Here is a 13186-nt window from a genome sequence, read left to right as displayed (position 1 = left end):
GAACGAAGTACGACATATGACGCGAGGCAGGGGTGGCGCACGTGGCAGCGACCAGCGCGGGAATCGTGGCCGGGCTCACCGCGGCGGCCGTCGTGACGGTCGGGATCCTCGCCTACCAGGCGTCCGCCACCGCACCGCCCGGTCTCGCCGGCCACCCCTCGTCGAGCGCCTCGCCCGCGCCGGCCGCGTCCAAGGCGCCCCGGGACCGGAGGCATCCCACCGCACTGCCCGCCGGCTCCGGCGCGGGTGAACGGGTCGTGTACTCGCTGGACGACGACAGGGTGTGGCTGGTCACCGCGAACGGCCGGGTACGGCGCACGTTCCAGGTGACCCCCGGCGTTGTCGACCCGCTCATCGGCTCGTACCAGGTGACGTCACGCTCGCACGGGGTCACCGGCAGCGACGGCGTCCCGGTCGAGCACGTCGTGCGCTTCACCAGCGTGGACGACGTGGTGATCGGCTTCAGCGCGGCCAAGGACGACAACTCCACGCCGGACCCCGACCCGATGGCGAAGACGGGCGGCATCCGGGAGTCGCGGCCGGACGGGGACGAGATGTGGAAGTTCGCGACGATCGGGGTGCCGGTCGTGGTGATCCGCTGAAACGCTCCCGCAGCGGGTTCTACGGATTCGACGGCGCATGCGGCGGCGGCGTCACGCGGCCGCGCGTTCCTCCCGCACCGGTCCGGCGGTCTTCGGCTCGGGCTCGCGCGGCGGACTGGAGACCGCGGCGGCGGCCGCGCACGAGGCCAGCAGTTCGCGCATGGGCACCCCGGCGAGCGGTCGGGGCGGGGGCTGCACCCTGGGCTGAGAAGTGGACACGGACGCCTCCTGACGAGCGGGGGCGGGCGTGGTTAGGTAGACCTAACCACCGACTGAGTACCATGTGACCACGCCTGCCGGGGCAAGCGCAACATCTTGCCGACGGCTTGTCGGAATCTTCATGCGCGCAGGCGGTTCGCGCTCAGACGGAGAGCCCCGCGAGGTCCACGTCCGCCCACCGCGGCCCGAGGCCGGTGAGGGTCACATGCCGTACCTCGTCGGTGGTGTCGCCGACCGCGCGGTGGATCGTCACCTGGAGGCGGTCGTCGGTCAGTTCCTCGACCTTGCCCTCGCCCCACTCCACCACGATCACCGAGTCGGACAGCGAGACGTCGAGGTCCAGGTCCTCCATCTCGTCCAGACCGCCGGACAGCCGGTAGGCGTCCACATGCACGAGCGGCGGGCCGTCGCCCAGGGACGGGTGCACCCGGGCGATCACGAAGGTCGGCGAGGTGACCGCGCCCCGCACCCCGAGCCCCTCGCCGAGCCCGCGGGTGAGCGTCGTCTTGCCCGCGCCGAGTTCGCCGCTGAGCATCACGAGGTCGCCCGGCCGCAGCAGCCCGGCCAGGCGGCGGCCCAGCTCCCGCATCTGCTCGGGAGCCTTGACGATCAGTTGGGTGTCAGCCGGGTCGTGCGGCGCTGCTGGTGCTTCCATAGCCACTTACCGTAGCTCCTGCGGGAACGGCACCCGCGCGGGTGAGCAGGTCCGCGAGCCGGTCGGTCACCGCTTCCGGGTGCTCCAGCATCACCAGGTGACCGGCGTCCGGTACGAGGACCAGCTCCGCGTCGGGCAGCACATCCGCGATGACCTCGCTGTGCTCGCTCGGCGTGACCAGGTCCTGGACCCCGGCCAGCACCAGGACGGGCATGTCGGTGAAGTAGGCCAGGGCCTCGGTCTTGTCGTGGTCGGAGAAGGCCGGGTAGAACTCGGCGACCACGTCGATCGGGGTGGACTCGATCATCCGTTCCGCGAACCGCTCGACCGCCGGGTCCACGTCCCGCGTCGCGAACGAGTACTTCTTGATGACCCCGGCGAACAGGTCCGCGGTGGCCCGCCGCCCCTTCTCCACCAGCGCCGCCTGCTGGCCGAGCGCCTTCAGCACCCCGGGCAGCACCCGGCGCACCGCGTTCACACCCGCGAGGGGCAGCCCGAAGTTGACCTCGCCGAGCCGCCCGGACGAGGTACCGACGAGAGCCGTGGCGACGACCCGGTCCCGGATCAGCTCGGGATACTGCGCGGCCAGCGCCATCACCGTCATGCCGCCCATGGAGTGGCCGACGAGCGCGATGGGCCCCTCCGGTACGGCCGCGTCGATGACCGCCTTCAGGTCCTGGCCGAGCTGGTCGATGGTGACCGGCACACCGCCGCCGTCCCGGTTCTGGGAGACGCCCCGCCCGGAACGGCCGTGGCTGCGCTGGTCCCAGTGCACGGTCCGCACCACACCGCGCAGCGCCGCCCGTTGGAAGTGCCAGGAGTCCTGGCTGAGGCAGTAGCCGTGGCTGAACACCACGGTGACCGGCGCGGGCGCCTTGCGGCCGAACAGCCTGCGCCGCCGGGGCGCCGGGCCGCCCTCGGGCTCGACGTCGTCGACCTCGTAGTACAGCTCGGTGCCGTCATCGGCGTACGCCTTGCCGGGGGTGCCGCGCAGCGCGCCGTACGGCCCGGTCGAGTCCAGGGCCAGCCGGGCCCTGCGGCGCATGCCGCGGCCCACCGTCATCCGCTCGATCGCGACACCGGCGGCCGCGCCCGCGGCGAGCACGCCTATCGCGGTGCCCGCGACACCGGTCACCCTGCGCCAGCTCCCGGCCGCCGCGGCGGCGGACACGGCGGCCACAGCGGCGACGTCCGCGACGGTCTCCGCACTGCTCTCGCTCACGTACCGCTCCTCTTCGCTGTGGTTCGCCGTGGTTCGCCGTACCGCAGTTCGTTGGTGGTGCCGGTGGTGCCGGTGGTGCCGGTGGTGCTGGTGCCACCGAGGCGCGGGTGCCCGGTGTTTACAGATGTATCCCATGTGTCGCCCGGTGGCGGCCGCCCGCGCGGGTCACCCGTGTTGCCCGTGCCGCCGGCCCTGCTCGTCCTGCTGGTTCTGCTCGTTCTGCTGGTCCCGCTCGTCCTGATCCCCGTTCACATAGACGCGCGGGACGCGTGTTCCGATCCGGGTGACGATTTCGTACGCGATCGTGCCCGAGGCCTGGGCCCAGTCCTCGGCGGTGGGTTCCCCGCGGTCGCCGGGCCCGAACAGCACCGCCTCGGCGCCGACCTCGAGTTCGTCCCCGCCGAGGTCGACCACGAACTGGTCCATCGCGACCCGTCCCGCGACCGTGCGCCACTTGCCGCCGACCAGGACCGGGCCGGTCCCGGAGGCGTGCCGTGGGATGCCGTCCGCGTAGCCGACGGGCACCAGGCCGAGGGTCGTCTCCCCCGCGGTGACGTAGTGATGCCCGTAACTGACGCCGTGACCCCCCGGCACGTGCTTCACCAGGGCGAGGGACGCCGACAGCGTCATCACCGGGCGCAGGCCGAAGTCGCCGGGGGTGCCGAGCTCCGGGCTGGGCGAGACGCCGTACAGGGCGATGCCGGTCCGCACGAGGTCGAAGTGGGCCTCGGGGAGGGTGAGGGTGGCGGGCGAGTTCGCGATGTGCCGCACCTCGGGGCGTACGCCGCGCTCCTCGGCGTACGCCAGCATCTCCCGGAACAGGGCGATCTGGGCGGCGATGGAGGGGTGCCCTGGTTCGTCGGCACAGGCGAAGTGGGACCACAGCCCGGTGACCCGGACGAGCCCGGCCCGCTCGGCGTCCAGTGCGGCGCCGACCAGCTCGGCCCAGTCGGCGCCGGGCTGGCAGCCGCCCCGCCCGAGCCCCGTGTCGGCCTTGAGCTGCACGCGCGCGGGACGGCCGGCCGCGCGGGCTCCGTCGACGGCCTCCCGGAGAGCCCACATCGCGCTGACCGACACGTCCACGTCGGCCTCGACGGCCTCCCGCCAGGGGCCGCCCGGGGTCCACAGCCAGCACATGACCCGCACGTCCGACGGCAGCCCGGCGTCGGCGCGCAGCGCGAGCGCCTCCTCGGGCGTGGCCGTACCGACCCAGGTGGCCCCCGCCTCGACGGCCGCCCGGGCACACGGCACCGCGCCGTGGCCGTACGCGTCGGACTTCACCACGGCCATCAGGGCCGCATCCGGCGCGAGGGCACGCAGGGCGCGCACGTTGGCCCGCAGGGCGGCCAGGTCGATCTCGGCGCGGGCGCGCAGGGGCGCGGTCGGGGCAGGTGCTGTCTTACTCATGGCGCCCCCAGTGTCTCAGAGCCCCCTCACGCGCCCGGGTCGCAGGCCCCACGAGTCCACGCGGGTGGGCCACCGGAGTGGCGTCCGTGCTCACTTCAGCTCACCTTTCACCGCACCCCGCGCACGCTCCGGCCGTCACTCCCGTACGTCGCGCCATGCCTCCGGGATCGCCTCCGCCAACTCGTGTGCCGCGACCGGCGCGCCGTCCGCCGCGTAGCGTCCCGCCAGGCCGTGCAGATACGCCGCGACGCTCCCCGCGTCCAGTGCGGGCAGTCCGGCTGCCAGCAGCGAGCCCGCGAGGCCGGACAGCACGTCGCCGCTTCCCGCCGTGGCCAGCCACGGGGTGCCCGTCGCGTTCACCCGCACGGCGCCGCCCGCCGGGTCGGCGACCAGGGTGGTCGATCCCTTCAGGAGCACGGTGGCACGGTACCGGGAGGAGAGTTCACGGACCGCTGCCAGCCGGCCGGCCTCGACCTCCTCGCGGGCGACGCCGAGCAGGGCCGCGGCCTCACCTGCGTGCGGGGTCATGAGGGTCGGTGCGGTGCGCCGTCGTACCGCGTCGCGGTCGGCGAGGCGCAGCCCGTCGGCGTCGACCAGCACGGGTACGTCCGTCTCCAGCACCTGGGCGACGGCGGCCGCATCGTCCCCGGCGCCCGGCCCGGTGACCCAGGCCTGTACGCGCCCCGCCCGGGCGGGCCCCCGGTCGGAGACCAGCGTCTCGGGAAAACGGGAGATCACCGCGTCGGCCGCCGGTCCGACGTACCGGACGGCCCCCGCCCCGCCGTGCAGCGCCCCGGCGACGGCGAGTACGGCGGCGCCGGGATACCGCGCGGATCCGGCGGCGATGCCGACCACTCCGCGCCGGTACTTGTCGCTCTCTGCCGCCGGCAACGGCAGCATGCGGGCCACGTCCGCGTGCTGGAGGGCCTCCAGTTCGGGTACGGCGGGCAGTTCGAGTCCGATGCCGACGAGCCGTACGGTTCCGGCGTACCCGCGCGCCGGGTCGATGAGCAGCCCGGGCTTGTGGGCGCCGAACGTCACGGTGAGGTCGGCCCGCAGTACGTCGCCCCGTACCTCGCCGGTGTCCGCCTCGATCCCGCTGGGCAGGTCCACGGCGACGACGACGGCCCGCGACCGCCCGGCGGCGTCGGCCAGCGCGGCCGCCTCCGGCCGCAGCCCGCCCTTTCCGCCGATCCCGACGATGCCGTCCACGACGAGGTCGGCCCGCTCGACGAGCCGCACGGCCGCCCCGGACGACGCCTCGGCCGCCGTACCGCCCGCCGCGCGCAGGGCGGCGAGCCCGCCGGGGTGGGTGCGGCCGGGGGCGAGCAGTACGGCCGTCACCCCGGCGCCGCGCCGCGCGAGCCGGGCCCCGGCGTACAGCGCGTCCCCCCCGTTGTCGCCGCTGCCGACGAGCAGCACGATCCGGCTGCCGTAGACCCGCCCGAGCAGGTCGGCGCAGGCGGCGGCCAGTCCGGCGGCGGCGCGCTGCATCAGCGCGCCCTCCGGAAGCCGGGCCATCAGCTCGCGCTCGGCCGCCCGTACCGTCTCCACGCTGTACGCAGTCCGCATGCGGTCGAGTCTCCCCCGAAAGCCCCCCGGCCCGCACCCGGCCCACGCCCGCGCGGCGCCCGCAGGGTCCGGTCACCCCTCGGCGATCACCACCGCCGAGGCAACTCCCGCGTCATGGCTCAGGGACACGTGCCACGACCGCACGCCCAGCTCGGCGGCGCGTGCCGCCACGGTGCCCCGCACCCGCAGCCGCGGTTGTCCGCTGTCCTCGACGTAGACCTCCACGTCCGTCCAGAGCAGCCCGGCCGGCGCGCCAAGCGCCTTGGCCAGCGCCTCCTTGGCCGCGAACCGTGCCGCGAGCGAGGCGATTCCCCGGCGTTCGCCGCCGGGCAGATACAACTCGCCGTCCACGAACAGCCGGCCGGACAGATTGGGCGTACGGTCCAGGGCCGCCCGGAACCGGTCGATCTCGGCGACGTCGATACCAACCCCGATGATGCTCACCCGCGCACTTTACGACCCACCCGGCGCATCTCCTCGTGTCACGACTCCCTGCTAGCCTGCCGAGGCTCGATCACGTGACGCACACTCACGGCTCACATCCGTGCTGATTCATGCACTCGTCGATCACATTCGCGCATTCCGGGGGATCAGCAGCATGAGCGACCGCGAGAGCGGTGCCATTAAGCCGGCGGCGCCGGTGACCGATCCGTCCGAGGCGCTGCCCGAACTGGCCCCGATGCGCGCCGCGGCCGAGGCCGGTGACTGGGCGGCCACCCGGGACTTCCTCGGCGGCCTCGACTCCGCCGACGACGTCTCCTTCGCCGCCGACGCCCTGGCCGGGGTCACCGGAGCCGAGGAGTACCTGGAGACGGCCGCGCGGGCCCTGCCCGACGATCCGCTGCCGCGGACGCTGCTCGCCGAGCGGTACATCCGCGTCGGCTGGACGATCCGCGGCGGCGCGCACGCCGAGTACGTGTCACGGGATCAGTTCGACCAGTTCCATTCCTGGCTGCGCAGGGCCGAGCAGCTGCTGATCGAGGTGTGCGCGGAGCAACCCGCGTACGTCCCCGCCTGGACCGCCCGGCTGCTGACCGCGCGCGGCCTCGGACTGGGGCAGTCCGAGGCCCGGCGCCGCTACGACCGGTCGGCGGCCCGTCATCAGCACCCCTTCCGCGCGCAGTTGCAGTTCCTCCAGCAGCTCTGCCCCAAGTGGGGCGGGTCGCTGGAGGAGATGCACCGCTTCGCCGGGGAACGCATGGCCGCCGGGCCGGACGGCTCGCCCGCCGGGACCCTGGTCGCCGAGGCGCACGTCGAACACTGGCTGGAGCTGTCCGGCGTCGCGGGCACGGAGTACCTGCGCGACGTCTCGGTCCGCAACAGCCTGCGGCAGGCCGCCCGGGTGTCCGCGCTGCACCCGGACCACCGGCCGGGCCGGCAGCAACTCATCGGCCACGGCACCTTCGCGCTGGCGTTCTCGCTCGGCGGGCATCTCAGGGACGCAGCCCCCCACTTCGCCGCCCTGGGCAACACGGCCGGCACGTCCTCGTGGCGCTACGTGGGCGACTGGCCGAGCCGGTTCGCGGCCTACCGCACGGCCGCGCTCGCGACGTCTGGGGGAGAGACGGACCGATGACCACGTACCACACCACCCCTCTCGACGGCCTGGTCGACCACACCACCGTGCAAGGCGTACCCGTCCTGCACGCCCCCGCGCCGGGCGCCCGCACCGCCGGTCTGCTCTTCCGCGTGGGCCGTGCCGACGAGACCCTGGCCACCTCCGGCATCACCCATCTCGTCGAGCACCTCGCGCTGCACCGGCTGGGCCTGTCCGACGCGCACCACAACGGTGTCACGGCGAACACGTACACGCTCTTCCACGTCACCGGTGAGGAGCACGAGGTCGTCTCCTACCTCAACGGAGTCTGCGCGGCCCTGCGCGATCTGCCGCTGAACCGTCTGGAGACGGAGAAGGAGATACTCCGCACGGAGGCCGCGGGCCGTTCCAGGGGGCCCAACCACCACATGGCGGTGTGGCGTTACGGAGCCCGCGACTACGGCCTGGCCGGTCTCGGCGAACTCGGCACCTGGGGCCTGACCGCCGAACAGGTGAGGCACTGGGCCGAGTCCCGCTTCACCGCGGAGAACGCCATGCTGTGGCTCACCGGCGACCGGGTGCCGGACGGCCTGGACCTCACCCTGCCCGCCGGCAGCCGCATCCCGGCGCCGGTCGCGTCCGACGCACTGCCCCTCACCCCCGCCCACATCCGGGGCGAGGACGGCCACGTGGTCTTCGACGCCGTGCTGCGCCGCTCCACCGCGGCCGCCTTGTTCACCGACGTCCTGGGCCGCGCCCTGTTCCAGGACCTGCGCCAGGAGGGCGGCTACTCGTACACGGCGGAGGCCGACTACACCCCCCGCGACGCCGACTTCGCCACCCTGACCGCGTACGCCGACGCGCTGCCGCAGAAACAGGACGCGGTGGTCGGCGCCTTCGTCGACACACTCGCGCGGATGCGCGCGGGCCGCATCGAGCAGGCCGAACTGGACTCCGCGCGCGGCCGGATGCTCAAGCGCTACGACACCCCCGACCTGGGCGCCGCCCTGCTGCCGTCGTACGCGCTCGGCCTGCTGCTCGGCCACCGGATCCTCTCCCCCGAGCAGCACCGGAAGGAGCTGGCGGCGGTCACGCTCACGGACCTGCGCGAGACCGCCCGCGAGGCGTGGGACAACGGGCTGCTCCAGGTGCCCACCCGGGGCGCCGACTGGGCGGGTTTCGCACCGGCCCCGCAGTACTCCTCCCACGAGGTCACCGGTACCCGGCACGCCTCCCTGGAGAGCGACGACAGCGCGCTGGTCATAGGCGCCGAGGGCGTGAGCCGGTTGCTGCCCGGCGGGCCGGTCACCGTCCGGTACGACACCTGCGTCGCCATGACCACCCGCCCCGACGGGGCACGCGAGCTGACCGGTCCCGACGGCTTCCACGTGGCCGTCGAGCCGACCCTGTACCGGGACGTCACACCCGACCGGATCGCGGTGCTGGACGCCGCCGTCCCCGCCGCGGCCGTCGTCCCGCTGCCCGCCCGTGCCCCGGACCGGATCCCACGGCCGCGCGAGCGCGAGGTGCCCGCACCGCGGATCCAGGAGGCGGCCACGCCCCCGGCACAGCCGCCGACCCTCCGGGACCTGCCCGTCTGGTTCCTGCTCCTGGTGGCGGCGGAGGCGATCTTCGGCCTGGGCGTCCTGTACGCCGCCCTCGACGCGTCCGGCCCCGGCCACCCGGCGTCGCTCTATCTGCGCCGCGCGATCCTCCCCGTCGCCGTGATGATCGCCCTCACCCGGCAGGTGTACCGCCGTTGGGTGAAGGGCGGGCGCCTCTGAGTCCGGGCGGCGCCCGCCGCCGCGGCGGCTACTCCACGGTCACCGACTTCGCCAGGTTCCGCGGCTGGTCCACCTCGTTGCCCCGGGCCGTCGCCAGTTCGCAGGCGAACACCTGGAGGGGCACCGTGGCGACCAGCGGCTGAAGCAGCGTGGGGGTGGCCGGGATGCGGATCAGGTGGTCGGCGTAGGGCACCACCGCCTCGTCGCCCTCCTCCGCGATCACGATCGTGCGCGCGCCCCTGGCCCGGATCTCCTGGATGTTGGAGACGATCTTGTCGTGCAGGACCGAGCGGCCGCGCGGGGACGGGACGACCACCACCACCGGGAGGTCCTCCTCGATCAGCGCGATCGGGCCGTGCTTCAGCTCGCCCGCCGCGAAGCCCTCGGCGTGCATGTAGGCCAGCTCCTTCAGCTTGAGCGCGCCCTCCAGCGCCACCGGGTAGCCCACGTGCCGGCCCAGGAAGAGCACGGTCCGCTTGTCCGCGAGGGACCTGGCCAGCGCCCGTACCGGCTCCATGGTCTCCAGGACCCGCTCGACCTCGCCGGAGATGTGCGACAGGTCCCGGATGACGGCGCCGATCTCGTCGCCCCACTTGGTGCCCCGGACCTGTCCGAGGTAGAGCGCGACCAGGTAGCAGGCGACGAGCTGGGTCAGGAAGGCCTTGGTGGAGGCGACCGCGACCTCGGGACCGGCGTGCGTGTACAGCACCGCGTCGGACTCGCGCGGAATGGTGGAGCCGTTGGTGTTGCAGATCGCGAGCACCCTGGACCCCTGCTCGCGGGCGTGCCTGAGCGCCATCAGGGTGTCCATGGTCTCGCCGGACTGCGAGATGGCGATGACCAGGCTGCGCGAGTCGAGGATGGGGTCCCGGTAGCGGAACTCGCTGGCCAGCTCGACCTCGCAGGGGATGCGGGTCCAGTGCTCGATGGCGTACTTGGCGATCAGCCCGGCGTGGAAGGCCGTACCGCACGCGACGATCACGACCTTGTCCACCTCGCGCAGTTCGGCGGCGCTGATGCGGACCTCGTCCAGGGTCAGCGAGCCTTCCGCGTCGATCCGGCCCAGCAGGGTGTCGGCGACCGCCTTGGGCTGCTCGGCGATCTCCTTGAGCATGAAGTAGTCGTAGCCGCCCTTCTCCGCCGCCGACGCGTCCCAGTCGATGCGGAAGGAGCGCACCTCGGCGGGGCGGCCGTCGAAGCCGGTGACGGTCACGCCGTCCCGGCGCAGCTCCACCACCTGGTCCTGGCCCAGTTCCATGGCCGACCTGGTGTGCTCGATGAACGCGGAGACGTCGGAGGCGAGGAAGGCCTCGCCCTCTCCGACGCCGACCACCAGCGGGGAGTTGCGGCGCGCGCCGACCACCACGTCCGGGTCGTCGGCGTGCACCGCGACCAGCGTGAACGCGCCCTCCAGCCGCCGGCACACCAGCCGCATCGCCTCGGCGAGGTCGGCGGCCACGGAGAACTCCTCGGCGAGCAGGTGGGCGACCACCTCGGTGTCGGTCTCGGAGGCCAGGTCGTGCCCGCGCTCGGCCAGCTCGGCCCGCAGCAGCGCGAAGTTCTCGATGATCCCGTTGTGCACGACGGCGACCCGGCCCGCGTTGTCGAGGTGCGGGTGAGCGTTCGCGTCGGTCGGGCCGCCGTGTGTGGCCCAGCGGGTGTGTCCGATGCCGGTCGTGCCGCTGGGCAGCGGACGCTCGACGAGTTCCTTCTCCAGGTTGACGAGCTTCCCGGCCTTCTTGGCGGCGGCGAGCCCCCCGTCCGACAGTACGGCGATGCCCCCCGAGTCGTAGCCCCGGTACTCCAGGCGCTTCAGTCCCGCCATCACGACGTCGAGTGCCGACTGCGATCCCACGTATCCCACGATTCCGCACATGACCGGCAGCCTAGGGCCGGGCCGGAGGCGAAAGCAGCCGCCGCGTGCCCGAAATCGGAAATTCCCACTGTCGTACGATCACTTACGGCCAGCCCTGACCGACCGTGGCCACGAGCGTCCGTCGATGCCCACCGGAGTCCGAACCGGGGCGAACCGGAGCCGGACCGGGGCGTGACCGACCCCACCCCGCCGTCCCGTTCAAACTCCGTTAACAATGGACTGTGATCTCTCCGGTCTCCTCGATGCCCCGGAGCGCCCACCGGCCACGCCCGGAGGCGACTCCCTACGTCGACCTCACCCGCTCCGAGTGGAGCGCGCTGCGCGACAAGACGCCGCTGCCGCTCACCGCCGAGGAGGTCGAGAAGCTGCGCGGTCTGGGCGATGTCATCGACCTCGACGAGGTGCGCGACATCTACCTGCCGCTGTCCCGCCTGCTCAATCTCTACGTCGGCGCCACCGACGGACTGCGCGGAGCGCTGAACACCTTCCTCGGTGAGAAGGGCTCGCAGTCCGGTACCCCGTTCGTCATAGGGGTGGCCGGGTCGGTGGCGGTCGGCAAGTCGACCGTGGCCCGCCTGCTCCAGGCCCTGCTGTCCCGCTGGCCCGAGCATCCGCGGGTCGAGCTGGTGACCACGGACGGCTTCCTGCTGCCCACCAAGGAGCTGGAGACGCGCGGCCTGATGTCGCGGAAGGGTTTCCCCGAGTCGTACGACCGGCGCGCCCTGACCCGCTTCGTCGCCGACATCAAGGCGGGCAAGGACGAGGTCACGGCACCCGTCTACTCGCACCTGATCTACGACATCGTGCCGGGCCAGAAGCTCACCGTGCGCCGCCCCGACATCCTGATCGTGGAGGGCCTGAACGTCCTCCAGCCCGCCCTGCCCGGCAGCGACGGCCGGACCCGTGTCGGTCTCGCCGACTACTTCGACTTCAGCGTCTACGTCGACGCGAGCCTCGAGGACATCGAGACCTGGTACCTGAACCGGTTCAGGAAGCTGCGCCAGACGGCCTTCCAGGACCCGGACTCGTACTTCCGCAAGTACACGCAGGTGTCCGAGGAGGAGGCCGTCGACTACGCCCGCATGCTGTGGCGGACGATCAACAAGCCGAACCTGGTGGAGAACATCGCTCCCACCCGCGGCCGCGCCGCCCTGGTCGTCCGCAAGGGCGCCGACCACAAGGTGCAGCGACTGCGGCTGCGCAAGCTGTGACGCGTGCATGCTTGTTTGTTAGAAAGGCGCCATGCTGCATCTGCGTCTGATCACCCCGGCCGGTCTCACCGACGGCGTCGTGCGGATCATCGAGGGGACGGTCGGCACCACGCACCTCGTGGTCCTGCCCGGTGCCGCCCGCGACCCGGCGGGGGACGTCGTCATGTGCGACGTGGCGCGCGAGGCGGGCGACGGACTCCTCGCCGACCTGCGGGCGACGGGCCTGGACGAGCAGGGCTCGATCGCCGTCGAGACCATCGACCTGTCGCTGTCCAGGCAGGCCGCCAGGGCCGAGAAGGAGGCGCCCGGCGAGGGCTCGGACGCCGTGCTGTGGGAGCACCTGGAGGACGCGACGCACGAGGAGTCGACGCTGTCGGTCACCTACGTCGCCTTCCTCACCATCGCCACGATGATCGCGGCCTGCGGTGTGGCGCTCGACAACGCGATCCTGATCGTCGGGGCGATGGCGGTGGGACCGGAGTTCGGACCGCTCGCGGGCCTGAGCACCGCCCTGGTCCAGCGCGCCCCGCGGCTCGCCCTGCGCTCGCTGTACGCGCTGCTGGTGGGCTTCGCCGTGGCGTTGCTGCTGACGGTCGGCTTCACCTGCTTCATGGACGCCGTCGGCCTGTTCACCCGGGAGCAACTGGAGGCCGACCGGCCCAACACCGGCTTCATCTACCAGCCGGACGCCTTCTCGTTCGTCGTCGCCGTCCTCGCGGGCATCGCCGGCACCCTGTCGCTCACCTCGGCGAAGTCGGGCGCCCTGGTCGGCGTGGCGATCTCGGTGACCACGGTGCCGGCGGCGGCGAACGCGGCCGTGGCCTGCGCACTCACCGAGTACCGGCAGGCATGGGGGTCGACCGAACAGCTCCTGCTGAACCTGCTGGGCATCGTCCTGGCCGGGACGCTCACCCTGCTCACCCAGAAATGGCTCTGGGCGGCGCAGCGCGAGCGCACCGCGCGCAAAGCCGGGGCGGTGTCGTAAGGGCCGCCCCGGCCATGTCGAGCGCCCTAGGTGTATTGATCACGAGCGTTGTTGACACTGGTGGGTCTTGAACATGGCGAAGACCTCCGATGTGGTGGAGCTGTCTAGGAACACAC

The 13186-nt window shown here is 72.9% G+C and carries 12 protein-coding genes; 5 read left to right on the top strand and 7 right to left on the bottom strand.

The features are described from left to right. Positions 1-41 precede the first annotated feature (41 nt). Entirely contained in the window at positions 42-602 is a 561-nt protein-coding gene (locus tag ACIPK3_RS20180; RefSeq protein WP_402571437.1) for a hypothetical protein, read from the top strand. A gap of 51 nt (positions 603-653) precedes the next feature. Here ACIPK3_RS20180 and ACIPK3_RS20175 read toward each other — a convergent pair whose 3' ends face one another. The 6 genes from ACIPK3_RS20175 to ACIPK3_RS20150 all read right to left on the bottom strand — a co-directional run bounded on the left by ACIPK3_RS20175 (position 654) and on the right by ACIPK3_RS20150 (position 6121). Then, complete coding sequence (locus ACIPK3_RS20175) at positions 654-821, bottom strand: hypothetical protein (RefSeq protein WP_402571436.1); 168 nt, start codon at positions 819-821, stop codon at positions 654-656. Between the two features lie 142 nt (positions 822-963). After that, on the bottom strand, positions 964-1476 hold the full coding sequence (gene tsaE / locus ACIPK3_RS20170; RefSeq protein WP_402571434.1) for a tRNA (adenosine(37)-N6)-threonylcarbamoyltransferase complex ATPase subunit type 1 TsaE: 513 nt from the start codon (positions 1474-1476) through the stop codon (positions 964-966). After that, positions 1442-2698, bottom strand: coding sequence for an alpha/beta fold hydrolase (locus ACIPK3_RS20165; RefSeq protein ID WP_402571433.1), 1257 nt, complete (start codon positions 2696-2698; stop codon positions 1442-1444). The genes tsaE and ACIPK3_RS20165 overlap by 35 nt, the downstream gene beginning before the upstream one ends. A 165-nt stretch (positions 2699-2863) precedes the next feature. Continuing rightward, entirely contained in the window at positions 2864-4105 is a 1242-nt protein-coding gene (gene alr / locus ACIPK3_RS20160; RefSeq protein ID WP_402571432.1) for an alanine racemase, read from the bottom strand. A gap of 135 nt (positions 4106-4240) precedes the next feature. Next, the gene (locus ACIPK3_RS20155) at positions 4241-5677 is read right to left on the bottom strand and encodes an NAD(P)H-hydrate dehydratase (RefSeq protein WP_402571430.1); all 1437 of its coding nucleotides are present in this window, start codon (positions 5675-5677) and stop codon (positions 4241-4243) included. Between the two features lie 72 nt (positions 5678-5749). After that, positions 5750-6121, bottom strand: a complete 372-nt coding sequence (locus ACIPK3_RS20150) for a holo-ACP synthase (RefSeq protein ID WP_402571428.1) — start codon at positions 6119-6121, stop codon at positions 5750-5752. A 154-nt stretch (positions 6122-6275) separates the two neighbouring features. Between ACIPK3_RS20150 and ACIPK3_RS20145 the strand changes: the two genes are divergently transcribed. Together ACIPK3_RS20145 and ACIPK3_RS20140 are read left to right on the top strand one after the other, a co-directional pair. Beyond that, positions 6276-7253, top strand: a complete 978-nt coding sequence (locus tag ACIPK3_RS20145; protein ID WP_402571427.1) for a hypothetical protein — start codon at positions 6276-6278, stop codon at positions 7251-7253. Continuing rightward, the gene (locus tag ACIPK3_RS20140) at positions 7250-8998 is read left to right on the top strand and encodes a M16 family metallopeptidase (RefSeq protein WP_402571425.1); all 1749 of its coding nucleotides are present in this window, start codon (positions 7250-7252) and stop codon (positions 8996-8998) included. Before ACIPK3_RS20145 ends, ACIPK3_RS20140 begins: the two co-directional genes overlap by 4 nt. A gap of 28 nt (positions 8999-9026) precedes the next feature. Here ACIPK3_RS20140 and glmS read toward each other — a convergent pair whose 3' ends face one another. Then, entirely contained in the window at positions 9027-10874 is a 1848-nt protein-coding gene (gene glmS / locus ACIPK3_RS20135) for a glutamine--fructose-6-phosphate transaminase (isomerizing) (RefSeq protein WP_402571423.1), read from the bottom strand. A 242-nt stretch (positions 10875-11116) separates the two neighbouring features. Between glmS and coaA the strand changes: the two genes are divergently transcribed. Both coaA and ACIPK3_RS20125 read left to right on the top strand, forming a co-directional pair. Beyond that, positions 11117-12085, top strand: coding sequence for a type I pantothenate kinase (gene coaA, locus ACIPK3_RS20130; protein ID WP_402571852.1), 969 nt, complete (start codon positions 11117-11119; stop codon positions 12083-12085). A 31-nt stretch (positions 12086-12116) separates the two neighbouring features. Next, positions 12117-13070: a DUF389 domain-containing protein gene (locus tag ACIPK3_RS20125; protein ID WP_402571421.1), complete on the top strand. Its 954-nt coding sequence runs from the start codon at positions 12117-12119 to the stop codon at positions 13068-13070. The last annotated feature ends 116 nt before the right edge of the window (positions 13071-13186 follow it).

This window comes from Streptomyces sp. NPDC086787 (assembly GCF_044745865.1).
In the GTDB taxonomy this organism is placed as follows: domain Bacteria; phylum Actinomycetota; class Actinomycetes; order Streptomycetales; family Streptomycetaceae; genus Streptomyces.
The sequence above is the reverse complement of the archived record's forward strand: the minus strand, read 5'-3'. Positions and strand labels throughout refer to the sequence as shown.

Coding starts and splice junctions, on each gene's coding strand:
- tsaE (WP_402571434.1), bottom strand. CDS start 1,476: ATGGAAGCACCAGCAGCGCCGCACGACCCGGCTGACACCCAACTGATC.
- ACIPK3_RS20145 (WP_402571427.1), top strand. CDS start 6,276: ATGAGCGACCGCGAGAGCGGTGCCATTAAGCCGGCGGCGCCGGTGACC.
- ACIPK3_RS20140 (WP_402571425.1), top strand. CDS start 7,250: ATGACCACGTACCACACCACCCCTCTCGACGGCCTGGTCGACCACACC.
- ACIPK3_RS20155 (WP_402571430.1), bottom strand. CDS start 5,677: ATGCGGACTGCGTACAGCGTGGAGACGGTACGGGCGGCCGAGCGCGAG.
- alr (WP_402571432.1), bottom strand. CDS start 4,105: ATGAGTAAGACAGCACCTGCCCCGACCGCGCCCCTGCGCGCCCGCGCC.
- ACIPK3_RS20125 (WP_402571421.1), top strand. CDS start 12,117: ATGCTGCATCTGCGTCTGATCACCCCGGCCGGTCTCACCGACGGCGTC.
- coaA (WP_402571852.1), top strand. CDS start 11,117: ATGCCCCGGAGCGCCCACCGGCCACGCCCGGAGGCGACTCCCTACGTC.
- glmS (WP_402571423.1), bottom strand. CDS start 10,874: ATGTGCGGAATCGTGGGATACGTGGGATCGCAGTCGGCACTCGACGTC.